The sequence below is a fragment of the Methylophilus sp. 'Pure River' genome (genome assembly GCF_046765995.1).
Lineage (GTDB): Bacteria > Pseudomonadota > Gammaproteobacteria > Burkholderiales > Methylophilaceae > Methylophilus.
The window spans coordinates 103,001-127,305 of sequence record NZ_JBKOUE010000004.1; the positions used below are offsets into that span (position 1 = coordinate 103,001).

Annotated in this window: 29 protein-coding genes; 15 read left to right on the top strand and 14 right to left on the bottom strand. The window is 51.2% G+C overall.

Features of this window, described 5'->3' with window-relative positions; translation table 11 throughout:
• The first annotated feature begins 79 nt into the window (after positions 1-79).
• Both ACIDE9_RS05890 and ACIDE9_RS05895 read left to right on the top strand, forming a co-directional pair.
• Positions 80-802 (top strand): hypothetical protein, encoded by a 723-nt coding sequence (locus tag ACIDE9_RS05890; RefSeq protein ID WP_194752855.1) that lies wholly within the window; start codon positions 80-82, stop codon positions 800-802.
• 150 nt (positions 803-952) lie between these two features.
• Positions 953-1,501 carry an RNA pyrophosphohydrolase gene (locus ACIDE9_RS05895; RefSeq protein WP_194740441.1) on the top strand — a complete coding sequence of 183 codons (549 nt, stop codon included), beginning with the start codon at positions 953-955 and terminating at the stop codon, positions 1,499-1,501.
• A 1-nt stretch (position 1,502) separates the two neighbouring features.
• Here the strand turns inward: ACIDE9_RS05895 and msrA are convergent, their stop codons facing one another.
• Positions 1,503-2,018 (bottom strand): peptide-methionine (S)-S-oxide reductase MsrA, encoded by a 516-nt coding sequence (gene msrA / locus ACIDE9_RS05900; RefSeq protein WP_411993449.1) that lies wholly within the window; start codon positions 2,016-2,018, stop codon positions 1,503-1,505.
• 163 nt (positions 2,019-2,181) lie between these two features.
• Between msrA and gap (ACIDE9_RS05905) the strand changes: the two genes are divergently transcribed.
• Both gap (ACIDE9_RS05905) and ACIDE9_RS05910 read left to right on the top strand, forming a co-directional pair.
• Positions 2,182-3,183 (top strand): type I glyceraldehyde-3-phosphate dehydrogenase, encoded by a 1,002-nt coding sequence (gene gap, locus ACIDE9_RS05905; RefSeq protein WP_194752857.1) that lies wholly within the window; start codon positions 2,182-2,184, stop codon positions 3,181-3,183.
• A 99-nt stretch (positions 3,184-3,282) separates the two neighbouring features.
• Positions 3,283-4,476, top strand: a complete 1,194-nt coding sequence (locus ACIDE9_RS05910; RefSeq protein ID WP_411993451.1) for a phosphoglycerate kinase — start codon at positions 3,283-3,285, stop codon at positions 4,474-4,476.
• A gap of 25 nt (positions 4,477-4,501) precedes the next feature.
• Here ACIDE9_RS05910 and ACIDE9_RS05915 read toward each other — a convergent pair whose 3' ends face one another.
• Positions 4,502-5,491 (bottom strand): GGDEF domain-containing protein, encoded by a 990-nt coding sequence (locus tag ACIDE9_RS05915; protein WP_411993453.1) that lies wholly within the window; start codon positions 5,489-5,491, stop codon positions 4,502-4,504.
• 146 nt (positions 5,492-5,637) lie between these two features.
• Here ACIDE9_RS05915 and gap (ACIDE9_RS05920) point away from each other — a divergent pair, with 146 nt between their 5' ends.
• The 4 genes from gap (ACIDE9_RS05920) to ppa all read left to right on the top strand — a co-directional run bounded on the left by gap (ACIDE9_RS05920) (position 5,638) and on the right by ppa (position 8,598).
• Positions 5,638-6,699 (top strand): type I glyceraldehyde-3-phosphate dehydrogenase, encoded by a 1,062-nt coding sequence (gene gap, locus ACIDE9_RS05920; protein WP_411993455.1) that lies wholly within the window; start codon positions 5,638-5,640, stop codon positions 6,697-6,699.
• Between the two features lie 76 nt (positions 6,700-6,775).
• Positions 6,776-7,675: a phosphoribosylaminoimidazolesuccinocarboxamide synthase gene (locus ACIDE9_RS05925; protein WP_194752861.1), complete on the top strand. Its 900-nt coding sequence runs from the start codon at positions 6,776-6,778 to the stop codon at positions 7,673-7,675.
• A 6-nt stretch (positions 7,676-7,681) separates the two neighbouring features.
• A complete protein-coding gene (locus ACIDE9_RS05930) occupies positions 7,682-7,978 on the top strand; it encodes a YkvA family protein (RefSeq protein WP_194752862.1) in 297 nt (98 codons plus the stop codon).
• Positions 7,979-8,049: 71 nt separating this feature from the next.
• The gene (gene ppa / locus ACIDE9_RS05935) at positions 8,050-8,598 is read left to right on the top strand and encodes an inorganic diphosphatase (RefSeq protein WP_194740449.1); all 549 of its coding nucleotides are present in this window, start codon (positions 8,050-8,052) and stop codon (positions 8,596-8,598) included.
• Positions 8,599-8,673: 75 nt separating this feature from the next.
• On the opposite strand, the gene ACIDE9_RS05940 is transcribed toward ppa, so the two are convergent.
• Together ACIDE9_RS05940 and ACIDE9_RS05945 are read right to left on the bottom strand one after the other, a co-directional pair.
• Complete coding sequence (locus tag ACIDE9_RS05940) at positions 8,674-10,704, bottom strand: sodium-translocating pyrophosphatase (RefSeq protein ID WP_411993458.1); 2,031 nt, start codon at positions 10,702-10,704, stop codon at positions 8,674-8,676.
• 163 nt (positions 10,705-10,867) lie between these two features.
• Positions 10,868-11,314, bottom strand: coding sequence for a DUF721 domain-containing protein (locus ACIDE9_RS05945; RefSeq protein ID WP_024929446.1), 447 nt, complete (start codon positions 11,312-11,314; stop codon positions 10,868-10,870).
• A 108-nt stretch (positions 11,315-11,422) separates the two neighbouring features.
• Here ACIDE9_RS05945 and ACIDE9_RS05950 point away from each other — a divergent pair, with 108 nt between their 5' ends.
• The 3 genes from ACIDE9_RS05950 (at position 11,423) to ACIDE9_RS05960 (ending at position 15,443) form a co-directional block, all read left to right on the top strand.
• Positions 11,423-12,355 (top strand): M23 family metallopeptidase, encoded by a 933-nt coding sequence (locus tag ACIDE9_RS05950; protein ID WP_194752864.1) that lies wholly within the window; start codon positions 11,423-11,425, stop codon positions 12,353-12,355.
• 135 nt (positions 12,356-12,490) lie between these two features.
• Positions 12,491-15,223 carry a preprotein translocase subunit SecA gene (secA, locus tag ACIDE9_RS05955; RefSeq protein ID WP_411993461.1) on the top strand — a complete coding sequence of 911 codons (2,733 nt, stop codon included), beginning with the start codon at positions 12,491-12,493 and terminating at the stop codon, positions 15,221-15,223.
• A gap of 34 nt (positions 15,224-15,257) precedes the next feature.
• A complete protein-coding gene (locus tag ACIDE9_RS05960) occupies positions 15,258-15,443 on the top strand; it encodes a DUF1289 domain-containing protein (RefSeq protein ID WP_194752866.1) in 186 nt (61 codons plus the stop codon).
• A 91-nt stretch (positions 15,444-15,534) separates the two neighbouring features.
• Here ACIDE9_RS05960 and ACIDE9_RS05965 read toward each other — a convergent pair whose 3' ends face one another.
• From ACIDE9_RS05965 to ACIDE9_RS06005, 9 genes are all read right to left on the bottom strand, one after another.
• Positions 15,535-16,002, bottom strand: coding sequence for a MarR family winged helix-turn-helix transcriptional regulator (locus ACIDE9_RS05965; protein WP_194752867.1), 468 nt, complete (start codon positions 16,000-16,002; stop codon positions 15,535-15,537).
• A gap of 179 nt (positions 16,003-16,181) precedes the next feature.
• Positions 16,182-16,937, bottom strand: a complete 756-nt coding sequence (locus ACIDE9_RS05970; protein WP_411993462.1) for a DUF2063 domain-containing protein — start codon at positions 16,935-16,937, stop codon at positions 16,182-16,184.
• On the bottom strand, positions 16,937-17,815 hold the full coding sequence (locus ACIDE9_RS05975; RefSeq protein ID WP_411993463.1) for a DUF692 domain-containing protein: 879 nt from the start codon (positions 17,813-17,815) through the stop codon (positions 16,937-16,939). The genes ACIDE9_RS05970 and ACIDE9_RS05975 overlap by 1 nt, the downstream gene beginning before the upstream one ends.
• A 17-nt stretch (positions 17,816-17,832) precedes the next feature.
• Entirely contained in the window at positions 17,833-18,147 is a 315-nt protein-coding gene (locus tag ACIDE9_RS05980) for a hypothetical protein (protein ID WP_194752870.1), read from the bottom strand.
• A 37-nt stretch (positions 18,148-18,184) separates the two neighbouring features.
• Entirely contained in the window at positions 18,185-18,433 is a 249-nt protein-coding gene (locus tag ACIDE9_RS05985; protein ID WP_194752871.1) for a zf-HC2 domain-containing protein, read from the bottom strand.
• 26 nt (positions 18,434-18,459) lie between these two features.
• A complete protein-coding gene (locus ACIDE9_RS05990; RefSeq protein ID WP_411993466.1) occupies positions 18,460-19,002 on the bottom strand; it encodes a sigma-70 family RNA polymerase sigma factor in 543 nt (180 codons plus the stop codon).
• Between the two features lie 20 nt (positions 19,003-19,022).
• Positions 19,023-19,472, bottom strand: coding sequence for a DUF1841 family protein (locus ACIDE9_RS05995; RefSeq protein ID WP_411993468.1), 450 nt, complete (start codon positions 19,470-19,472; stop codon positions 19,023-19,025).
• A 2-nt stretch (positions 19,473-19,474) separates the two neighbouring features.
• Entirely contained in the window at positions 19,475-20,134 is a 660-nt protein-coding gene (gene nth, locus ACIDE9_RS06000) for an endonuclease III (RefSeq protein WP_194752874.1), read from the bottom strand.
• 29 nt (positions 20,135-20,163) lie between these two features.
• Positions 20,164-20,823, bottom strand: a complete 660-nt coding sequence (locus ACIDE9_RS06005) for an RnfABCDGE type electron transport complex subunit B (RefSeq protein WP_411993471.1) — start codon at positions 20,821-20,823, stop codon at positions 20,164-20,166.
• Between ACIDE9_RS06005 and ACIDE9_RS06010 the strand changes: the two genes are divergently transcribed.
• From ACIDE9_RS06010 to ACIDE9_RS06025, 4 genes are read left to right on the top strand one after another with little or no spacing between them, the layout of a single operon-like run.
• Positions 20,822-20,983, top strand: a complete 162-nt coding sequence (locus ACIDE9_RS06010; RefSeq protein WP_411993473.1) for a hypothetical protein — start codon at positions 20,822-20,824, stop codon at positions 20,981-20,983. The two genes, ACIDE9_RS06005 and ACIDE9_RS06010, sit on opposite strands and share 2 nt — an antisense overlap.
• A 12-nt stretch (positions 20,984-20,995) precedes the next feature.
• Positions 20,996-21,874, top strand: a complete 879-nt coding sequence (dapA, locus tag ACIDE9_RS06015) for a 4-hydroxy-tetrahydrodipicolinate synthase (protein WP_194752877.1) — start codon at positions 20,996-20,998, stop codon at positions 21,872-21,874.
• A gap of 39 nt (positions 21,875-21,913) precedes the next feature.
• Positions 21,914-23,170, top strand: a complete 1,257-nt coding sequence (gene bamC / locus ACIDE9_RS06020) for an outer membrane protein assembly factor BamC (protein ID WP_411993475.1) — start codon at positions 21,914-21,916, stop codon at positions 23,168-23,170.
• A gap of 12 nt (positions 23,171-23,182) precedes the next feature.
• The gene (locus ACIDE9_RS06025) at positions 23,183-23,956 is read left to right on the top strand and encodes an MBL fold metallo-hydrolase (protein ID WP_411993477.1); all 774 of its coding nucleotides are present in this window, start codon (positions 23,183-23,185) and stop codon (positions 23,954-23,956) included.
• Between the two features lie 7 nt (positions 23,957-23,963).
• Here ACIDE9_RS06025 and ACIDE9_RS06030 read toward each other — a convergent pair whose 3' ends face one another.
• A complete protein-coding gene (locus ACIDE9_RS06030; protein WP_411993479.1) occupies positions 23,964-24,296 on the bottom strand; it encodes a P-II family nitrogen regulator in 333 nt (110 codons plus the stop codon).
• Positions 24,297-24,305: the final 9 nt, after the last annotated feature.

Genomic DNA, 24,305 nt, shown 5'->3' on the forward strand with positions numbered 1-24,305 from the left:
TATACGGGTAGCCGTTTGACTTAAAATCTGCATGAAAATTTAACTTTATTAAACTTTAATTGAAACCAAGGGAGTCACAATGAAAAAAATATTTGATGCTGGCCTTAAGTTGCTGCTGTCGTTTTCGATGCTGGCAACGGCGCAGTCTGCCTTTGCCTTGACCACAGGTACCGTGGTTGGTAGCAATTTTGTGAATGGCCAAACCAGCTATTCCACTAGCTTTGCTGATGGTACGACCGCTACTTTTGTTGGTAGTAACACTTTTCAGAAAAAAACCCAGGCTGGGATCACAGGTGTGGGTATCGCCGGTGGCAGAACAAATGACGAAATTGATATTGGTGAAACATTGACCGGTACTTTTTCTAAAGAAGTGATTGTTTCTTCTATTAACCTGGCGTTGTTGTTTGACGGCCCAGAATATAAAGATGTTAAAGAAGTAGCAAAAATGCTGGTGAGCTTTGCTGACGGTGGTACAGGTGTTTACTACCTGACAGCCACTGGCGTGCACACAGCGGCCTGGACTGGCGAAGGCTCAGTCGTGTCCATCGGTAGTGGTGCTGTTGATGGCGGTACAGGTGCGTGGCAGTTGAATAATCCGTTTGGTTTCCGCTCTGTAGACAGCATTGTGTTCACTGCAGTCAAAGGCTATCCTGATTCACATTGCAAAAAATGTGATAACCAGTCTGATTACACTTTTGTCAACATGACCGTGATTCCAGTGCCAGAAGCAGATAAGTCTGCCATGATGTTTGCTGGCCTGTTGGTCGTTGGTGGTTTGGCTGCACGTCGTATGAAATCCTGATCTTTTCAGGACATCAGTAAAAAAGCTCACAGATGTGAGCTTTTTTTTTGAGCAAAACACGCATACTTTTATGGCAGTCGCATGATGGTTGTCCTTTCATTAAAGGGCAAAGTGTGAAAAAATTGCAGCAAATATTGAAGGCAGTTTTTTATGTTAGATCGTGATGGATACCGTCCGAACGTTGGGATTGTGCTTTGCAATGCACATAACCAGGTGTTTTGGGGCAAGCGTATCAGAGAGCATGCGTGGCAGTTTCCGCAAGGCGGCATCAAATATGGTGAAACGCCGGAGCAAGCTATGTATCGTGAGCTGATGGAAGAGGTGGGCCTCAAGCCTGAGCACGTCAAGATTCTGGGCCGTACGCGCGACTGGTTGCGCTATGAAGTGCCTACCAGTTGGATTAAACGTGAATGGCGCGGTAGTTACAAGGGCCAAAAGCAAATCTGGTTTTTGTTGCGCCTGACCGGCCGCGATTCTGATGTGTCGCTGCGTGCGACTGAGCATCCTGAGTTTGATGCATGGCGCTGGAGTGAATACTGGGTGCCACTCGAAGATGTGATTGAGTTCAAGCGCGAGGTTTACCAATTGGCGCTCAACGAGCTGGCGACATTTCTACATCATTCTGGTCGACGGACTGGCGGCAAGCCGCGCAAGCCTGCGCCTGCAAGCAAGCTGCCACCCGCCGTCACTCCTGAATAATCTATAGCCACATGGCCGCTGCGCGGTCTTGTGGCAAAATCCAATCCAGCCGCAAGCCATGGCAGGTATAGCCGGTCGGATATTTCACTAAATAATCCTGGTGCTCAGGCTCGGCCAGCCAAAAATCGCTGGCAGGTGTGACTTCTGTGACGACCTTCCCGGGCCAGATCTGCGTGGCATTCATGTCGGCGATCAGTTGTTCTGCCTCCGCTTTTTGTGCGGCATTGGCATAATAAATGGCCGAACGGTAAGATGGCCCCAAATCATTGCCCTGGCGGTTCAAAGTGGTCGGGTCGTGAATCTGGAAAAAGAACACCAGCAATTGCCTGAGGCTGATCTGTGATGCATCAAACTCCACCTCTATCGCCTCTGCATGGTTGCCATGGTTGCGGTAGGTGGCATGGGTAACTTCGCCGCCGGTATAGCCGACGCGTGTGGAAATGACGCCGGGCAGGCGTCGGAACAGGTCTTGCATGCCCCAAAAACAGCCGCCAGCGAGAATAATGGTGTCTTGCATCAGGTCCTCTTTCTATCAGTTGGATGCTTCATGTAGGCATGAAGCCGTGTTTGAATGATTTTTATGCTTTGTCGTGTATCAAATCAAATACTTACAATCTGTCCAGTATAGGTGGTTTAGGTTAAAATACTGAGTTTTAGTTCTAAGCAATGTTGGGGAGCATATGGCAGTCAAGGTAGGCATTAACGGGTTTGGGCGAATTGGCCGTATGGCGTTGCGTGCGGCGATTGAGCAACCAGAGTTCAGCAATATCGAAGTCGTGGCAATTAATAGTTCATATGATGTTGAATACATGATGTATTTGCTCAAGTATGACTCTGTGCATGGCCGTTTTAATGCCAAGGTTGAGGCCGACAATGGCGCGCTGGTGGTCAATGGCAAGCGCATTCACCTGACTGCTGAACGTGATCCTAACAATATTGACTGGCGTAAAGGTGGCGCTGAGGTGGTGATTGAATCTACCGGCGCTTTTTTGACTCAGGAAACCTGCCAGTCACACGTGAACGGCGGAGCTGTTAAAGTGGTGCAATCTGCACCGGGTAAAGATGATACGCCGATGTTTGTGTACGGTGTAAATCATACTGAATATGCAGGCCAGGCGATTATTTCTGCTGCCTCCTGTACCACCAATGGCCTGGCGCCGCTGGCAAAAGTATTGCATGACACCTTTGGTATCAAACGTGGCTTGATGACCACTATTCATGCGGCAACAGCCTCACAGCTGACCGTAGATGGCACTTCCAAGAAAGACTGGCGCGGTGGCCGCAGTGTGTTTGAAAACATTATTCCTTCCAGCACCGGTGCTGCCAAGGCGGTAGGTAAAGTGATTCCATCCCTCAACAAGAAGCTGACAGGTATGGCCATGCGTGTGCCATCGGCCGATGTGTCTGTGGTGGATCTGACCGTAGAACTGAATAGCGAAACTACGTATGAAGCGATTTGTGCCGCTATGCAAAAAGCGGCCGACGGTGAATTAAAAGGTGTGCTGGAGTTTACCAATGAAAAAGTGGTTTCCAGCGATTTCCGCAGCAGTGCAGCCGCCAGCGTGTTTGATGCCGATGCAGGCATTATGCTGGACCCGACCTTTGTTAAAGTCGTCGGCTGGTACGACAACGAATACGGCTACACCTGTAACCTGCTGCGCCTGGTTCAACACATTGCTTAATCATGCACGGGGCTTTATGCCCCGTTTGCTTTTGTCACTGAGATTTTTATCCTTACCAGTTTATATTCAAGCGGCGGCGACCGCTCAAGGGAGACCTTCATGAAATTCATCAAAATGACCGACCTCGACTTGCGTGGCAAGCGTGTGTTTATCCGTGCCGACCTCAATGTGCCGGTGAAAGACGGCGTGGTGACCAGTGATGCCAGAATTGTGGCCAGCATGCCGACGATTGAATATGCATTAAAAGCAGGCGCCAAAGTGATGGTGACTTCACATTTGGGCCGCCCGGAAGAGGGCGTGTACAGTGAAGAGAACTCGTTGCAGCCAGTGGCTGACGTGATGAGTAAGTTGCTGGGGCAGCCGGTGCGCCTGGTCAAGAACTGGCTGGCGCCTAATGCGCCAGAAGACAGTTTGACCACGCAAGACGGTCAGCTGATTTTGCTGGAAAACTGCCGCTTTAATGTTGGTGAAAAGAAAAACAACGATGAGCTGGCGAAGAAATACGCCGCTTTGTGCGATGTATTTGTAATGGACGCCTTTGGCACTGCACACCGCGCTGAAGCTTCCACGCATGGGATTGCCAAGTTTGCGCCAGTCGCCTGTGCAGGTATTCTGCTGACACAAGAGCTGGATGCATTAAGCAAGGCCTTGCTGGCACCTGCGCGTCCGCTGGTGGCGATTGTGGGTGGTTCCAAAGTGTCAACCAAGTTGACCGTCTTGGAAAGCTTGTCTGATAAGGTCGACCAGTTGGTGGTTGGCGGTGGTATCGCCAACACCTTCCTCAAAGCTTCTGGCCAGGAAGTCGGCAAGTCTTTGTGTGAGGATGACTTGATTGGCACCGCGAAATGCCTGATGGACAAAATGTCTGCGCGTGGCGCCTGCGTGCCAATTGCCAAAGATGTGGTGGTGGGCAAGCAATTTGATGCCAATGAACCTGCGGTGAAAAAGTCGGCAACGGATGTGGCTGCAGATGAGATGATTTTTGATATCGGCACGCAATCAGCTGCTGAGCTAGTGGAGATCATCATGAAAGCTGGCACCGTGGTCTGGAACGGCCCGGTTGGCGTGTTTGAATTTGACCAGTTTGGTGATGGCACCAAAACCATTGCCAAGGCCATTGCCGAAACCAAAGCCTTTACGCTGGCGGGTGGTGGCGACACGATTGCGGCGATCCAGAAATATGATATTTACGACAAGGTGTCTTATATTTCTACCGCAGGCGGCGCATTTTTAGAGTTTTTAGAGGGTAAAACCTTACCCGCGGTGGCCATTCTGGAAGAGCGAGCAGCTTAAAATACACGCGGGCTGAGGGTTGTCGCTACACGGAAAGCGGCACCGTCAGCCTGTGATGTTTGTCGTAGACTTCGACGCGATTTCTGCCTTGTTTCTTGGCTACATACAAGGCCTTGTCCGCCTGTTCAATCAGCAAGTTGCCGTCTTCACTGAAGTTTAACCATTGGTTGCGGGCGTGCTGCTCTTTGTGTGACTGCGATTGTTGTAGGCCTAGTGAGGCAACGCCGATGCTGACGGTCATCAGTCGGTGACCAGCAAAACGGATATCCAGCGCCATGACTTTCTGGCGGATGCGTTCGGCGATTTTAGCCGCTTCCTGTTGTGTGGTCTGCCCCAGCACCAAGACAAACTCCTCTCCGCCATAACGTGCTGCCAAGTCGCCCGGGCGATTGCTGTAACGTTTCAATATGCCTGCCAATTGGCGTAGGCACTCGTCTCCCGCACCATGCCCCATGCTGTCATTCAACTGTTTGAAATGGTCGGCATCGACCATCATCACGCTCAGGCTGGACTGATGGCGGATGGCACGTGACCATTCATCGCGCATGAATTGTTCCAGGCGACGGCGATTGGCCAGCCCGGTGAGCGGGTCGGTCAGAGTGAGCGCCGAGATGCGATCTTCAGTCTGTTTGTGGTGGGTGATATTGGTCAGTGACAGTAAAAATAACTTGCCATCTGCCAGGGTGGTTTGCATGGGCTGCAAGTTGAGTGTCAGCCAGGTGGGTTCCTGTGTTGGCGTGTGACACAAATAGTCAGTTGTGAAGTGCGGCATTGAGCCACTCAGGACACGTTCTATACCATCTAGCAACACTGGCTGGTTGGTGTCTTCATTGGCGCGGCAAAGATCCAGGTAGGCGATGCCAAACCAGTCTGTTTCCAGCGCCAGGCCGTAAAGTAGCCCGAATTTCCGCCAGGCCTGGTTCACGTAAATAATGCTGCTGGTCTCATCAATCACTGCGATTTGCAGCGGTAATGTGTCCAGGATACCACTCAGTAATTGTTCTGCGATGTTCACAAAATATCCGATGGCCAGTTGCTTGCAACATTCAAAAGATTCAACTCTATTCTATTCGCGGCTTTCGCGGCTGTCTAATGCTAATTGTTGAAAATTAGCATCAAAATTGCTTGTTTTTACCGTATCCAATGACGAAGGAGTCAAAAATGGGTATTCGGGTAGGGATTAACGGTTTTGGCCGCATTGGCCGTATGGTGCTGCGCGCCGCATTAAATCAGGCTGAGTTCAAGGATATGGAGGTGGTTGCCATCAACGGCATCGAGGAACCTGACCATATGTTGTATATGCTCAAATATGACTCCGTGCACGGCAGGCTGGCACAGGATGCACATTTAGAGGGCGACTTCCTGGTCGTCAATGGCAAAAAAATTCGTTTGACGGCGCATGCCAAACCGGCAGATATCGACTGGAATGCTGAAGCGGTGGACGTGGTGATCGAATGTACCGGCGTGTTCCTGACCCAGGAAACCTGTGCCGCACATATTGCCGGTGGCGCGCGCATTGTGGTGCAGTCTGCCCCCGGCAAAGACGATACGCCTATGTATGTCTATGGCGTCAATCACTACCATTATCATGGTGAAGATATTGTCTCGGCCGCCTCTTGCACCACCAATGGCCTGGCGCCGATCGTCAAGGTGCTGCATGACCATTTTGGTGTCAAGCGTGGCTTGATGACCACCATTCATGCGGCGACCGCTACCCAGAAAACGGTTGATGGTACCTCCAACAAAGACTGGCGCGGTGGGCGCGGCGTGTTTGAAAACATCATTCCTTCCAGTACCGGGGCTGCCAAGGCAGTGGGGAAGGTGATCCCGGCGCTCAATAAAAAACTCACGGGCATGTCCATGCGCATTCCTTCAGCGGATGTGTCTGTGGTCGATTTAACCGTAGAGTTGCAGCAAAAAACCACTTACGAAGATATTTGTGCCGTGATGAAATACGCCGCGGAACGCGACCTGAAAGGCGTGCTCGGCTATACCGAAGAAGCTGTGGTTTCCAGCGATTTCCGTGGGTTTCCGGCGGCCAGTGTGTTTGATGCCGGTGCCGGCATTATGCTGGACCCGACCTTTGTCAAACTGATAGGTTGGTATGACAACGAATATGGCTATACCTGTAACTTGTTACGCTTAACGCGCTATGTTGCATATGCCAAATTGTCGATGACAGATTTGCCTGAGGTTGAAGAGGATGTTGCCGTAGCCGCTTGAGTGCTTGGGTATCAATTTATTCGCCAGCAATCGCGTCCGCATTTATAATGCTGCTTTTACTTGTGTGATAGACATTATGCGTGCGCCTTTGCTCGAAACCTCCATCAAAAGCCTGAAAAAATTGCACCAGGGCAAGGTGCGTGATATTTACGATATCGATGCCCACACCATGCTGCTGGTGAGTACGGATCGTTTAAGTGCTTTTGATGTGATTTTGCCCACCGGCATTCAGCACAAGGGTGCAATGCTGACGCAAATGGCTAACTTCTGGTTTGAGCAGTTGCAGGACGTGGTGCCTAATCATTTGACCGGCATTGCGCCTGAGTCTGTGGTTGCGCCGGATGAAGTCGAACAGGTCAAAGGCCGTGCCGTAGTGGTTAAAAAGCTCAAAGCCCTGCCGCTGGAGGCGATTGTACGCGGTTACCTGGTCGGCAGTGGCTGGAAAGAGTACCAAGCCAAGGGCACGGTCTGCGACATTCCTTTGCCAGCCGGTCTGCAGCTGGCGCAACAATTACCTAAACCGTTATTCACGCCTTCTAGCAAGGCCGCAGTTGGCGAGCATGATGAAAACATCAGCGTCGCCCAAGTAGAGGCGCTGATCGGTAAAGACCTGACCGCGCAAGTTGAAAAAGCGGCGATTGCCTTGTACACCCGTGCAGCAGAATATGCGCGCACCAAGGGTATTATCATTGCTGACACCAAATTTGAATTCGGTGTCGACGAGCATGGTGTGTTGCATGTGATGGATGAAGCTTTGACGCCGGACTCTTCCCGTTTCTGGCCCGCAGACCTGTACCAAATTGGTAGCAACCCGCCCAGTTATGACAAGCAATATGTGCGTGACTGGCTGGAAAGCTGTGGCTGGAACAAGGTCGCGCCAGGGCCTGAATTACCAGTCGACGTGGCGCAACGTACCTCGGATAAATATATGGAGGCGTTTGCCAAGTTGACCGGGCGTACTTTGCAGGTGGATTAATCTTTCATGGGTTTGCGTGCGCAACTGGCAACACTGGCCAGCCGCTTTAAGCAAGAGGTGGCCTTTTATCGTGCCTTGCATGCGCACCCGCAAACGCCTTGGCTGGCCAAGGCCTTGTTATGGTTGGCGCTAGGATATTTAGTCTTGCCGTTTGATCTGATTCCGGATTTTATTCCAGTCATCGGCCAGTTGGATGAGTTGGTCATTATTCCATTATTGCTTTACTTGGCACTCAAGTTGACGCCAGTCGCGGTGCGGCAGGCGTGTCGCGATTCTGTGCCGCTTGTGCCGGATCAAAAATAGTGCTGTTTGCCAGCAAATGTTCATATTATTCGCCTATAATGGCGCTTTTTTGTTGAAATGGGTTTGAGAAGATGTCTTTGAATTTGGTGCCAAGCGGCAAAGATTTGCCTCACGACTTTAACGTTATTATCGAAATTCCGGCCAACGGCGACCCGGTGAAATACGAAGTAGATAAAGAGAGTGGCGCGCTGTTTGTGGATCGCTTCATGGGTACATCCATGCAATATCCATGTAACTACGGTTATATTCCACACACCCTGGGCGACGATGGAGACCCGGTGGATGTGTTGGTAATCACACCAGTGCCATTATTGCCGGGTGTCGTGGTACGTTGCCGCGCATTGGGTATGCTGAAAATGACCGACGAAGCCGGTGGTGATGCCAAAGTACTGGCCGTGCCTATCGAAAAAGTCTGTGGCCTGTATGCTTATCAGAAAACATTGAGCGATGTGTCACCTTGGCGTTTGGACATGATTGCCCACTTCTTTGAGCACTACAAAGACCTGGATAAAGGAAAATGGGTGAAAATCGAAGGTTGGGAAGGCATTGAATCTGCGCATAAGGAAATCACTGATGGCGTTGTGCGTTACAACGAAGCAGAAGTGAAGCCAGCGTTTTAATCGGACGTTTGACACTTAAATATGATGCATAAAAAGCCGGGTAATTTACCCGGCTTTTTGTTTGTGAATGGCTTGTTAATGTAATAGCGGGACGATCAGCAGCGCCACAATGTTGATGATCTTGATTAAGGGGTTTACTGCCGGGCCAGCTGTATCCTTGTAAGGATCGCCGACGGTGTCGCCTGTGACTGCGGCTTTGTGTGCATCTGAGCCCTTGCCGCCGTGATGGCCGTCTTCAATGTATTTCTTGGCATTATCCCAGGCGCCGCCGCCCGTACACATGGAGATCGCCACAAACAGGCCGGTGACAATCGTCCCCATGAGCAAGCCGCCCAATGCGACCGGGCCCAAGAATAATCCGACCAGGATTGGCACGGCAACCGGCAATAATGATGGCAACATCATTTCCTTGATGGCTGCGCTGGTGAGCATGTCCACTGCTTTGCCATATTCCGGTTTGGCAGTACCTTCCATAATGCCTTTGATTTCGCGGAACTGGCGGCGCACTTCTTCCACTACGCTGCCCGCGGCGCGGCCAACAGCTTCCATCGCCATGGCGGCAAACAGGAACGGAATCAGGCCGCCAATAAACAGGCCGATAATCACTTTCGGGTCACTTAAATCAAAGCTGGCGGTGATGCCCGCGCCTTCCAGTTTGTGCGTGTAGTCTGCAAACAGCACCAGTGATGCCAGCCCTGCTGAGCCAATGGCGTAGCCTTTGGTGACCGCTTTGGTGGTGTTGCCCACGGCATCCAGCGGGTCGGTGACGTCGCGCACGCTACTGGGTAACTCGGCCATCTCAGCGATACCGCCTGCGTTATCGGTAATCGGGCCGTAGGCATCCAGCGCAACCACAATACCTGCCATGCTTAACATGGCCATGGCGGCAATCGCCACGCCATAGAGGCCCGCCAGGTGAAAGGCGACGTAGATGGCGATACAGACCGAAATCACCGGCAACGCGGTCGACTTCATGGACACGCCTATACCGGCAATAATGTTGGTCGCATGGCCGGTGGTCGAGGCTTGTGCCACGTGTTTCACTGGTGCGTAATCAGTGCCGGTATAGTATTCGGTGATCCATACGAGCGCTGCGGTTAATACCAGGCCCACTGCACAAGCGCCGAATAATGCCTGGCTGGTGACGGTGATTTCACCATGCGTGTAGCCTTGCGGAAACACATACTGCGTCACGAAATAGAATGCAATCAGGGAGAGTGTGCCTGCGACGGCCAGGCCCTTGTACAGTGCTGGCATGACGTTTTTCATGCCAGGCGAGGCCTTGACGAAGAAACAGCCAATAATTGATGCGACGATTGAAACTGCGCCCAGCAATAAGGGGTAAATCACACCATTGGCACCTGCTTCTGCAGCCATCAGCCCGCCGAGCACCATGGTGGCGATCAATGTCACGGCATAGGTTTCAAACAGGTCGGCGGCCATGCCAGCACAGTCGCCCACATTGTCACCGACGTTATCAGCAATCACGGCAGGATTGCGCGGGTCATCTTCCGGGATGCCTGCTTCGACTTTGCCGACCAGGTCAGCACCAACATCGGCGCCTTTGGTGAAAATGCCGCCACCCAGCCGGGCGAAGATGGAAATCAATGAAGAGCCGAATGCCAGGCCAATCAATGGATTCAGGTCTGTCGCCTGCTCGGCGCCGAGATAGGCATAAAAGCCAGCCACGCCTAATAGGCCCAGGCCCACCACCAGCATGCCGGTAATCGCCCCACCTTTAAAGGCCACATCCAGCGCTGCGCCTATGCCATTGGTCGCAGCCTGTGCCGTACGCACATTGGCCTTGACCGAGACATTCATGCCAATAAAGCCACAGGCACCGGATAATAGGGCGCCGATAACAAAGCCGATGGCGGTTTGCGCGCCTAAAAATACGCCAATTAAAATGGCCAGTATCACACCTACCAGTGCGATGGTTTTGTATTGCCTGGATAGATAGGCGGCTGCGCCTTGCTGAATGGCCCCGGCAATTTCCTGCATGCGGGCATTGCCTGCGGGTAAGCCTGAAATCCACTTGCTCATTACTACGCCATAGAGCACCGCCAACACTGCAGCACTGAGGGCTAACATTAATGCGACTGACATGACTTCTCCTGTTCCTGATGAAACTGCGTTAAACGTAATGACTGCTTAAAACCCTGTTACTTAATTTGTAAATAAAATGTAACAGGTTGAGCCATTATTGCACTATTAAAGTGCGCCTACAAGCGCGTTTTCAGGGCTATTTTGAGGGTGGAAAAAGCGTCACTCAGTCGTCACGTTGCTGGTCAATAAAGTGGCGTAAAGCAGCTTCCAACGCCGGATTATTGGCCTCGTTAGCATAGGCTTCGAGTGTGTTTAAAGCGCGATTTGAAGGGGCTTTGATGCGTTTATGCTTGCTTTGCGGGCGAGATTTTACTTGCACTTTGACCTTAATTGCGTTAAGGTTTAAGCCTTTGATTTTCCTGGAATTTTGACAAAAATCCCGGATTTTTTGCAAGAGTTGGGTTTCCATTAACTTGATTCTGCTGGCCGCTGCGCCTGATTGTACGGCAATCGTCAATGCACCATCATGTAGCGCCAGTACATGCGAAAACCTGGAGAATTCCGGGGCCACTGCTGACCAGCATTGCTGTAATTGCTGCCTATCATCCGCTTCTTGTAATAGCGGCTTGAGATCGTGATGATGCTTGAAAATCTGATTGATTTTGAACATGGCGGATTGTCCACAGAATGCGTGAATATTGTACACCACCAGGCCAGAAAGCGTTGAGTAACCCGTTGGGTCATCATCGCTAGCCGGTGAATAGCGAGAGTTCTTAGCATGATTAATATCATTATTGTTTCAGAAAAAATGGCCAAGCCAAAAACACTGGGTGTGTTTGAGAGTTTGGGTATGGTGTTGGCGCTGATCCTGGTGCCTGTCGTATTGACCTTATTGTTTATCACGCCGCAACAAGTGATAAAGTCGCAAGGCGTTAAAGCCATGTTGCCGCCGCACTTGCGTGGCGCCATGTTGTCTACCCAAAGTCACCTCGATGCTTATGCCAAGCAAATCGGTGAATTGCAGGCGCGTATTTTGCGCCTGGATGCGCAAAATCAGCGTTTGTCCAAATTGGCGGGGGTTAAATCGACCGCAGAGCCAATTAATGAAAGAACGCCAGTGAATGAAGTCCCCGCAAGCGAATCCCCGGTCAGTGAGTCATTAGGTCAGGGTGGCCCGTTGGTGAAGGACTCGCCGTTAAGCGAAGAGGACTTGAAAGCCACGATTGAGCAGATGTCGGCCGACCTGGATTTCAGGGATGAGTATCAGGGCAAGATTGAAGCGAAATTGTTACAGAAAAGTGTGCTGCGCGAAATGTTGCCTAACAGCAGCCCGGTCGCAGCGGCTTACAGTTCATCCAGCTATGGTTGGCGGATTGACCCTTTGAATGGTCACCGCGCCTTTCATGAAGGTCTGGATTTTCCAGCTTCGGTTGGTATGCCGGTCTATGCGGCGGCGGACGGCATTGTGACCACGGCGGTACAAACGCCTGATTATGGCAACCTGCTCAAGATTGATCACGGATCAGGCCTGGAAACACGTTATGCACATAACTCCAGATTGCTGGTGAAATCGGGTGATCGCGTGATGAAAGGGCAGAAGATTGCCTTGATTGGCAGCACAGGCCGCTCTACTGGACCGCATTTGCATTACGAAATTCGTCTCAATGGCAACCCGCTGGACCCGCGTGAATACCTCAGGGGTCACTCTTAATCAGTGCATTGGACCCGGTAAATGCATCAGGGAATGATTGCTGACGTGCAATAATTGAGACAACCCCCCTCTATATCTTATACAATCTCTGTTTATTTCAATTTAACGCCGCGTATGCGGAAATCGGTGTGACTCATGTTAGCCTCGTTGTTTAAAAAAGTTTTTGGCAGTCGTAATGATCGACTGGTCAAACAGTATCAGCAAACCGTCAAACAAATCAATGCGTTAGAGCCCGCGACTCAGGCCTTGAGTGACGAGCAGCTACGGGCAAAAACCGAAGAGTTTAAACAGCGTTACAGCAATGGCGAGTCCCTGGAAAAATTGTTGCCAGAGGCATTTGCAGTGGTGCGTGAAGGTAGCAAGCGCGCGCTGGGCATGCGCCACTTTGACGTTCAGCTGATCGGTGGCATGGTACTGAATGCAGGCAAAATTGCCGAAATGCGTACCGGTGAAGGTAAAACGCTGGTGGCAACCTTGCCGACTTATCTGAATGCGTTAACGGGTAAAGGTGTGCATGTGGTCACCGTCAACGACTACCTTGCCAAGCGAGATGCCGAGTGGATGGGGCAGCTCTACAACTTTTTGGGCTTGAGCGTAGGGATCAACCTGTCGCAAATGCCCCACGATGCCAAGCAACAGGCGTATGCATCAGATATCACTTACGGTACCAATAACGAATTCGGCTTTGACTACCTGCGTGACAACATGGTGTTTAGTAAAGAGGAGCGCGTACAGCGTCCTTTGCACTATGCGCTGGTGGATGAAGTTGACTCCATCCTGATTGATGAAGCACGTACGCCACTGATTATTTCTGGCCAGGCTGAGCACAGTGTTGATTTATACGGCGCGATTAATGAAGTTGCCAAGCAGTTGGTCCGTCAGCAAGTGGAAGACGGCGAAGGCGATTTCTGGGTCGATGAAAAAGCGCAAAGCGTGACCATGAGTGAAGCGGGCCATGAGCACGCGGAACAATTGCTGGAGCAAACAGGTTTGTTGACCGCAGGTTCCAGCTTGTATGAGCCAGCCAATATTACCCTGGTGCATCATTTGTATGCATCCCTGCGTGCACAGAACCTGTATCACCGCGACCAGCATTACGTGGTGCGCAATAATGAAATCGTGATTGTGGATGAGTTTTCTGGCCGTATGATGCCTGGCCGCCGCTGGTCCGATGGCTTGCATCAGGCGGTGGAAGCCAAAGAAGGCGTGGCGATCCAGAAAGAGAACCAGACACTGGCGTCTATCACGTTCCAGAACTACTTCCGCATGTATCAAAAGCTCAGCGGCATGACCGGTACGGCGGATACTGAAGCGTATGAATTTAACCAGATCTACGCGCTGGAAACCGTGGTGATTCCTACGCACAGACCCGTGCAGCGACAAGATGCGATGGACAAGGTCTATCGCACCGGCATGGAAAAATACAAAGCGGTGATCGAAGATATCAAGCAATGCCAGGCCAAAGGCCAACCGGTATTGGTTGGTACGACTTCGATTGAAAACTCAGAGCTGATTTCGCAATTGCTCACGCAAGCCAAGCTGGAACATCAGGTGTTAAACGCCAAACAGCATGAGCGTGAAGCGACCATCGTTGCCGAAGCAGGCCGTCCTGGCATGATCACGATTGCGACCAATATGGCCGGTCGTGGTACCGACATTGTCTTGGGCGGTAACTCAGAAGGTGAGATTCATGCAATTCGCAATGACGCCAATTTAAGCGATGCTGACAAAGAAAGCAAAATCGCCCAACTGAAAGCCGAGTGGCAGCAACGTCACGATGCCGTATTGGCTGCAGGTGGTTTGCATATTATCGGCACTGAGCGCCACGAATCTCGTCGCGTCGATAACCAGTTACGTGGTCGTTCCGGTCGTCAAGGTGACCCAGGTTCTAGCCGCTTTTACCTGTCACTGGAAGACCAGTTGCTGCGTATTTTCTCTGGCGAGCGTGTGGCGGCGATCATGACCCGCCTCAATATGCCAGAAGGTGAAGCCATTGAGCATGCCATGGTGACGCGCGCGATTGAAAACGCGCAGCGCAAGGTGGAAGGCCGTAACTTCGATATCCGTAAACAGTTGCTTGAATACGATGATGTGTCTAACGACCAGCGCAAGGTGATTTACGAGCAACGGAATGAGTTGCTGGAGTCTGTCGATGTTGGCCAAACCATCCGTGCCATGCGTGAGGATGTGATTAACAGCCTGTTTAATACCTATGTGCCACCAGGCAGCGTGGAAGAGCAGTGGGAAGTGCCTGCGCTGGAGCAAGCATTACAGGACGAATTAAGCATGAGCTTGCCAGTCGGTGAGTGGCTGGAAAACAATCCAGACTTGCATGAAGAAACCTTGCGTGAGCGTATTTTGGATGCGGCGAACGAAAGTTATGGTTCGAAAGAAGCATTGGCTGGCAACGACAATATGCGCAATTTCGAGCGCGCAGTCATGCTGCAAAGCCTGGATAATCACTGGCGTGAACACTTGGCTGCGCTGGATCATCTGCGTCAAGGCATCCATTTGCGTTCTTATGCGCAAAAGAACCCTAAGCAAGAATACAAACGTGAAGCGTTTGAGTTGTTTGAGTCTTTGCTGAATACCGTTAAGAGCGAAGTCACCAAGATCACCATGCAGGTGCAAGTACGCTCCCGCGAAGAGCTGGAAGAGGAAGAGCGCCGTGCCGAGGAAGCCATGCGTGCAGCGGATGTGGGTAATTTGCAATATCAGCACACCGACTATGACTCTGCCTTGACTAATAGTGGTGATGCGGCACAGCCGCCACAGGGCTTGCCAGAAGGCGTACGCGTCGGTCGCAATGATCCTTGTCCATGCGGTTCAGGCAAGCGTTTTAAAAACTGTCACGGCGCATTGAGCTAAGGTGTATTGAGCAAGACAGCGAAAGGGATTTAACATGTCAGACCAGGAAATTCCATCCCCATGTGTCGGGGTGTGTAGCATTGATGACAGTAATGGTTTTTGCCAGGGCTGTTTTAGAACCATAGAAGAAATCCGCCAGTGGTGGGATCTTGATCGTGCCGGTAAAGCCGAAGTAATCAAATTGGCGAATGCGCGCGAAGCTGCGGTGTTTGGCGATTAGTTGCCAGCCTGATAGTCACCAACCAACCTTCAGTCACAAAGTAAAAAGCCGGCGATTGCCGGCTTTTTTATATTCTGGGTGGAGCAGGTGGTTACAAGTCAGCCAGCGGCTGGTTGGCTAAGGTATTCGATTGTGCATCCAGTTTACCGATGACCAGCTTGAGCGAGAGGTTCAGGCTTTGTAGGGCCTCTGTATCCAGCGTGGCCAGCACTTGCGGCAAAATGCCATCGACAGGTTGTGGTGCTTTGGCTAAAACGGTATGGCCTGCTTCGGTCACAATCAGACCTACTTTACGTTGATCCTCGCTGAGGCGCTGTTTTTCAACCAGGTGTTTTTTAACCAGTTTTTCGACCAGCAGGCTACAGGTGGATTGATGAATAGCGAGGTTTTCTGCCAAGCGTGAGACACCTAATTCTGGATGGCTAGCGATTTCATGTAAGAGCCACAACTGGGAACCTGAGATGCCGCACGAAGCTTCAATTTCTCTAAAATGTTGTCTGACAGTACCGAAAATAATTCGAAATTGTTTTAAAGCGTCTTTGGCGAGTGAGTTTTGCATGATTAATTTAATGTAAATATTTTATATGCTCATTTTACCAGCTTCCAATAGATAACATGGATTCCCGATGTTTATCGCGATAAAAATTCCCGCTTCTGCCAGTGGTTTTAGACAAAAAAGTCGCTTTTAGTAACAAAGCTGCGCTTGGTTTGGCAGACCGGTCTGTCTTATTTAAACCGTTATTTTGATAGTAAACCGTCGGCAATTACGGCTTGTTGCTGGTAAAAAGAGAATAACGTTTCTAAGCCAAATGCGATGACAGCCTCAGTGGGAAAATGCGGAATTTTTTGCGCTAATTGCAGCAGATGTTGATGTGAGGTGGCGGCTTGTGTTTGCAGCTGTTGCAAGAGTTGGTAAGTCATGGCATTCAGCTGGATAAAGTGTACCTTGAACTCAGGCGTACGATACACCAGTAAAAAGGTCGGTATGGTCTCAACCAAACTGTGCTTTTTGGAAAGTTGGTGTACTGCATAATCATAATGCAGCAATTGGTGCGCCTCACATAACTGCACCACGCGATGTAGCAGCGTAGATTCTGTCGTAGCCGCCTCTGCAAACGCAGGTGGTGCGGTGACCTGCTGGCTAAGTACCAGCTCTATCCATTCATAGTGTGCGAGTTGTGCGGTGTAGGCTGGATAGTCTGCTGGGGTCTGCGTGCGCAAAAAAGACATAAAACAGCCTGGAATATCTTTAAACAATGGACTGTTAAATGGCTGTGACGCAAAACACTGCCGCACCAGTTTGCTAAAACGGCGTGGCCCAAGAATGTCACGTAGCACAGGAAAACAGGCGCTGACGCTGGCCTCAAAGTTGTTGAACACGATTTCACGGTAAACACGCATGCGCTTGGCGTCCACCCCTGTCGGTTTGGCATGCAGGGAAGGCTGCCGCAAGTGGGCGGTGAATGCTGCCTGATAGGCTTGAAATGCAAGCATCAGGCGACCTTGCCTAAGCTTGGTGTGTGGATAGCTTGTGTTTGTTGCTGCAGGGTGGCGATACGGTCAACCTCTTGCATGAGCAGGGGTAGCGGCGGAATATGGCTGTCACGTTCGAGCAAGGTTGGGAATACGCCCAGCTTGGCATAGGCGTATGTTAACAGCTGCCACACTGGGTCGATAATCGCTTCCCCATGCGTATCCACCAGTAAATTGGCTTCTACCTGCAAATGCCCGGCCATATGGCCATAGACAATACGCTGTGCAGGAATCTGGTCCAGGAAGGCGTAGGGGTCAAAGCCAAAATTGACGCTATTGACGTAGACATTATTGATGTCCAGATGTAAGTCGCAGTCGGCTTCGGCCAATACGGCGTTGATAAAACTGATTTCGTCCATTTGGGAGAGTGGCGCTGCGACGTAAAACGAAGCGTTTTCTACAGCGATGCGGCGTTGCAGAATATCCTGCGTTTGCCGGATGCGTTGCGCCACATATTTCACCGCCTCCTCAGTAAAGGGAATGGGCAGTAAATCGTAAATATAGCCATTGGCAGTATCGCTGCAATAGCTTAAGTGTTCGGTATAGAGTGGAATCTCAAAATCAGACAGGAACTGTTTGACCTGTTGCAGAAAGCCGGCATTGAGCGGGTCTGGCCCGCCCAGTGACAGGCATAAGCCATGGCAGGCGATCGGGTAGTGCGCGACCAGCCAGTCCAGTTCGGCAGCATATTTGCCACCGGCCTGAATCCAGTTTTCGGGGGCAATTTCCAGAAATTGCAGGTGCGCTAGATGCGGTTGCCCGTGTTGCTGCATGAGTTGGGGCAGCAGCTCACGCTTTAACCCTAGGCCCGCACCGCGAATATCTGCTAACTGTGCCATGGCGATGCTTGCGATGATTACTTGTTAGCGTGGCAAGAGCCTTCTTTCATTTTTTCAGCCGAGCAACTGCCTTCTTTCATCTTGTCAGCAGAGCAGGAACCCTCTTTGGCTTTATCATGGTGGCAAGAACCTTCCTTCATTTTTTTCTTCTCGGCACCACATTTACCGCTGCTACATTTGCCTTCTTTGGCTTTGCTGTCTGTGGCATCTGCCACCTGGTAGCCTTGGCCCAGTGTTTTTAATTCAAACGGATTGTTGCCTGCATGGGCCGCAGCTGCGGCAATGGATAAAGCAACTGCGCCAGTGATTACAGCCATTTTGTGTGTCGTCATGTTAGTTCCTTTTTAAAACAGGGTTTAAAAGCGGACATCAGTAAAATTTGTCCAGTTGTTGCGTAATGCGTTCCCGTGCTGCCGCTGATAAAACATCCTCAGTGCGATCCGTGGCGTGAGTCTGCCAAGATTGCATCGCACCTTGAATCCACTTGAGCTGCGCCGTAAAACGTCGGCAGTAGACGCAAATCAGCAAGTGTAACCTCACTGCCCAGCGCTCACGCCAGGTGAGTGGGCGGTCAAGTGATTGCGATACCAGCACGCTGGTTTGTTTGCAATTCAACATCTCTTTTTCCGTTTCACCTTGATGCGTTACCAGTGCATTTCAAGACATTTTCGCAGTCCCATGCGGGCACGGTATAACATTACCCATGCATTGGTCGCGGTGATATTCAATGCCTTACAAATTTCTTCATTATCTAATTCATCGACATCGCGCATGGTGAAAATGGCCGCCAGTTTTTGCGGCAAACGCGCCATGCATTGCTGCAAAATTTGCAAAAACTGTTTTTGCTGCAAGGCATCATGCGGTATATCCCACGCCTGCGGCTTTTCTGCCCAGTGGCCGGTGTCGTCAAAGAATTCATCCATATTGGCATCTTCTTCAGTCAGGAGTTCTGAAGCCGGGATTTCGCGCAGTTGCTTGCGCATACAGTCAATGATTTTGTGTTTGAGGATGCCCGTGAGCCAGGTGCGCGGGCTGGATTGTTCGGCAAATGTAGTGCTTTTAATCGCTGCCAGCAGGGTTTCCTGCACCACATCCTCTGCTTGATGCGGGTCGCGCAATCGCGTCAGTGCAAAGCGATATAAGTAATCGCCATGTTCGTTAAGCCAGTCGTGCGGGTTAGCTGCCATGACGGCTATTGAAGCATAATTCAGGCAGATGGGGCAATGTTGGCGCGCTGTTCGATCAAGCTCAGGTAATGCGCTGCATCCAGCCCGGTGTGGTTGCGCTGCGCCAGCCAGATGGTTTCGGCCAGGCATTCGAGCAAGGCGTGTTGTGCTTCATGCTCTTGCTGAAAGCGCGTACATAGTTTGCCGTAGGCTTGGGTAATGCCAATCGGCTGGTTAATGCTGATTTGCTCCTGGATGGACAGGTGCAAGCTCATATGCAAAAACGGGTTGGTTTCGCCCATTTCCGGATAATAGGCTTGCTCCAGGTATTGCTCTGGATGATCCAGGATCGCGTGGTATTCGGGGTGCATATGCATAATACCCACCGCCACTTTTTCAAGGTCGGTCAATACACTCTGCTGTTTGAACTTGGCCCAGGCGTCAAAGAAAAACTGGCGTACTTCATCGCGGCTGGGATTAAATAAGGCCATGATTAACTCTCTGCCGGTGGCTTCACCGGGTGTATTTGTTTGTCTTGAAATTCACATAAATCGGTAATGCAGCATTCCCCGCACTTGGGGCTGCGTGCCGTGCAGGTATAGCGGCCATGTAAAATCAATAAATGATGCGCGTCTTTTAAAAATTGCTTGGGGGTGGTGCTTAAAAAACGTTGTTCGACCTCCAGCACATTTTTGCCGGGCGCCAGTTTTGTGCGGTTACCGACGCGGAACAAATGTGTGTCGACGGCAATGGTGGGTTGCCCAAAGGCGGTATTGAGAATCACATTGGCGGTTTTACGGCCGACACCGGCCAATGCTTCCAGCGCTGCCCGGGTGTCGGGCACTTCGCCGCCATGCAGGTCCAGCAGTTGCTGGCAGCATTTGAGCACGTTGTTGGCTTTGGCATGATATAGGCCTATGGTTTTAATATAGCTTTCCAAGCCTTCCAGGCCGAGGTCCAGGATGGCTTGCGGCGTGTTGGCGACTTTGAACAGTTTGCGGGTGGCGATGTTTACACCTTTGTCAGTCGCTTGTGCTGACAAAATCACTGCAATCAGTAATTCAAAGGTCGAGCTGTGTTCCAGTTCTGTGGTCGGGTTAGGAATGGCTTGCGCCAGTCTCTCGAAAATCGCCAGTCTTTTTTGGGCATTCATAACAAATAGTTCATTGATTACAGCAGTGGTTAACCCAGTTTTTGCGCTTTCACACGTGCCATCGCGGCGGCAATTGCTGCTTTTTTAAGTGCGTCTGCCGAGGCTGGTGTGCCGCCTTTCTCTGTCTCCGCGTGGATCGTGGCTGGCTTGTGATAGGTTTGGGCTTTGTTGTGTTTTTCAAGCGCCTGCCGGTTGAGTCGCTGCTCGTGGCGACGTCGCGCCAGCGCCGCCTCCTCAGTATTCATGGCCATTTCACGGCCAGCTACCATTTGCATGCTGATGCAATCGACCGGGCAAGGCGGTAGGCATAACTCACAACCGGTACACTCCTGGCTGATTACCGTGTGCATGCGTTTGGAAGCACCGAGGATCGCATCGACCGGGCAGGCACTGATACAGAGCGTGCAGCCTATGCAGCTTGCTTCATCAATTACCGCGACCGCCTTGGCTTTGGTCACGCCATGGGCGAGGTTTAACGGCTGGTAGGGGCGTTGCAGTAAGGTGGCCAATGCGTGTATGCCTGCGTCTCCTCCAGGTGGGCATTGGTTGATATTTGCCTCATCACTGGCGATAGCCGTCGCATAAGGTTTGCAGCCATCGTAGCCACACTGGCGGCACTGTGTTTGCGGCAGCAGGGCGTCAATCTGCGCAATCAATGTGTCCTGCTTGAGTCGGCTCGTGGTCTGCATGTTAGCTGCCTGGCAAAAACGCTATTTCATCCCGGTTGCAAAGGCTGTCATTATAACTGAAAGCAGGTTTGGCGATGGCCTGGCAGGCCGTGTCTGGTGGCTAAGCGGGTTCTTTGGCGTTCAGGCGCATAATCAGTTAAAATATTTGCTTTATTATTGAATGGCGCTAGGTATGTTTACGGGCAGTTTGGTCGCAATCGTGACCCCGATGTTTGAAGATGGTCGTTTGGATCTGGACGCGCTCAAAAAGCTGATCGATTTTCATGTCGACGCCGGTACCGATGGCATTGTCATCGTTGGTACCACTGGCGAATCCCCCACCGTCAATGTTGACGAACATTGTTTGCTGATTAAAACCACGGTTGAGTATGTCGCCAAACGGGTGCCTGTGATTGCCGGCACGGGTGCCAACTCAACTGCAGAAGCGATTGAACTGACAGCAAAAGCGAAAAGCCTGGGTGCCGATGCCTGCCTGCTGGTCGCGCCTTATTACAACAAGCCTTCACAAGAGGGTTTGTACCAGCATTTTAAAGCGGTGGCTGAGGCGGTCGCCATTCCACAAATTTTATACAATGTGCCTGGCCGTACCGGCTGCGATTTAAGCAATGACACCGTGGTGCGTTTGGCACAAGTGCCTAATATCGTCGGCATTAAAGATGCGACGGGCGGTATTGAACGCGGCACGGATTTACTGTTGCGTGTGCCAGCCGACTTCGCTGTGTATAGCGGCGATGACGCAACCTCGCTGGCGTTAATGTTGCTGGGTGGCAAAGGTGTGATTTCGGTGACGGCCAATGTGGCGCCGCAATTAATGCATGACATGTGCGTGCATGCCTTGAATGGTGATATCGCTGCGGCTAAAGCGGCCAATGCCAAATTGTTTGCCCTGCATCAAAAATTGTTTGTAGAGGCGAATCCGATTCCAGTGAAATGGGTATTACAGCAAATGGGCTTGATTGCGACCGGCATTCGTTTGCCGCTGGTGAATTTGTCCAGCCAGTATCATGAAGTATTACGCAGTGCCATGAAGCAGGCAGAAATTGCCGCTTGATTGAGCCAAGACTAATTTAGGGTGACATAAGTGAAATACATGAATCATGTTTGGTTACAACGGGCCGTGCTGGTCAGCCTGGTGACGGTGCTGGCAGCTTGCGATTCTATCCCGTTTATTGATAACAGCTCTGATTACAAGGGTGCAGGTCGGTCTAAACCGCTGGAAGTGCCGCCAGACCTGACTACTGTGCGCACCAGCAGCACGTATAACGTGCCTGGCAGCACCAGCTATTCTGCTTATAGCCAAAACCAGGATGCGCAAGAGCAAAATGGTCCGCAACCCGTCCTGGCCGATATGAAAAACGTGCGTATGGTTAAAGCTGGGCAACAACGCTGGCTGGTGGTGAATGCCCCGGCTGAAAAAATCTGGCCGATTGTGCGTGATTTCTGGCTGGATCAAGGCTTTGCAGTCAAGGTGGAAAATCCGGAACTGGGTGTGATTGAAACCGAGTGGTTGAAGGCTGATGCCATCAAGCCAAGAGAAGATAATCGTGGCTACGGTGAGAAGTTCGATGCCTGGCTGGACAAGTTGTCCGGCTTTGCTGACAGACGTAAATTCCGCACCCGCCTGGAGCGCGGTGAAAAAGAAGGCACGACCGAAATCTATATGACACATCGTACGGTGGCAGGAGCACCTGATGATGGTAAAACTTATGTGGACACACAGCTGGGGAGAATTGATACAGGCTATCGTGTCAACGCTGCAGACAATAAAAACAACGCCGGTCAGGAGTTTGATGCTGACCTGGATGCCGAGTTGTTGCGTCGCATGATGGTGAAACTGGGCCTGGATGAACAGAAAGCCGATCAGGTGATGACGCAAGTAGCCTCTGACAAGCGCGCGGATGTGATTAAAGAGCCTGACCAGAGTGTGACCTTGAAACTGAATGAGCCATTCGACCGTGCCTGGCGTCGTGTTGGTTTGGCGCTGGATCGCATTGGTTTTGTCACGGAAGACAAGAACCGTTCTGAGGGCATCTTCTATGTGCGTTATGCGGATACTGATGCAGAAGACCCGATAAAGCAGAAAAAAGGCTTGCTGGAGCGCTTGAAGTTCTGGGGTAGCGATGAGGACGAAAAAGCAGCGGCACCGGCAGAAGTCAAACCTGGCGATAAAACCAGGTTCTGGAAAGGCACCTCAGATGGTGACAAATCCAGTAAGCAATATCGTATCCAGGTGCTGGAAAATGCAGATGACACCACCGATGTGTATGTGTTGACGGTGGATAACAAACGCAATACATCAACGACGGCTAACCGTATTATTTCCCTGCTGTATGAGCAACTGAAATAACCGGGGTCAGGTGTGCGATTTGCATCATTAGGCAGTGGCAGCGCAGGTAATGCCACTGTGGTAGAAGCCGGGGAAACCCGGCTTTTGCTTGATTGTGGCTTTAGTGTGAAAGAAACCGTGCAGCGGTTGGCGCGCCTGGATCTGCAACCGGAACAACTCTCAGGCATCCTGGTCACGCACGAGCATGACGATCATGCGCGTGGGGTGTTTAAACTGGCAGCACGTTACCAGATTCCGGTCTGGCTCACGCATGGCACTTATAGTATGTGCCAGCGTTACCTACCGACACAGTCTCAATCTCTCACCGTGAATATTATTGATGCGCATAGCGTATTTGCCGTAAAAGCGCTTGAAGTCCGTCCTTATCCTGTGCCACATGATGCGCGTGAGCCAGCGCAATTTGTGTTTAGCGATGGAGCGCGCAAATTTGGCGTGTTGACGGATGTCGGCAGTGTCACGCCGCATATTGTGGCGATGTTGCAAGGCTGTGATGGTTTGCTGCTAGAGTGTAATCATGACCTGGAAATGTTGCGCACCGGCCCTTATGCTCATTCACTGAAAAAACGGGTGGGCGGCTGGTTGGGGCACCTGGATAATCAAACCAGTGCACAATTGCTTGGCCAGCTGGATAACAGTCAGTTGAAGCATTTGGTGGCTGCGCACCTGAGCGAGAAAAATAATACGCCTGCGTTGGCACAGCAGGCGTTGAGTGGGGTATTAAATTGCGACCGCGACTGGGTGCAGATTGCCAGCCAGCATGAGGGGCTGGACTGGCGCTCTTTATAACATGGACTTAATCCAGCACCATAATCTGTTCTGACAGGCGGATCATACGTTCTACCGGCGTTACCCACACAATACCGTCGCCGATATTGCCGGTATGTGCTACCTCGACAATGGTCTGTAAAATCCCCTCGACCAGCTCATCCGGCACCACCATATACAAGTAGACCTTAGGGCTGTAATCAGTCAGTTCTTCGCGCACCCCCACACTTGGTTTTTGCAAGTGCGGGCCGCAACCTTCCATTTTGTTGACAGACATGCCAGGAAAGCCTTTGATATTCCGCAGTGCAGAGCGTATCTTTGCCAATCTCGCCGGTTGTATGACTGCTTTGATTTCTTTCATAAAAATATC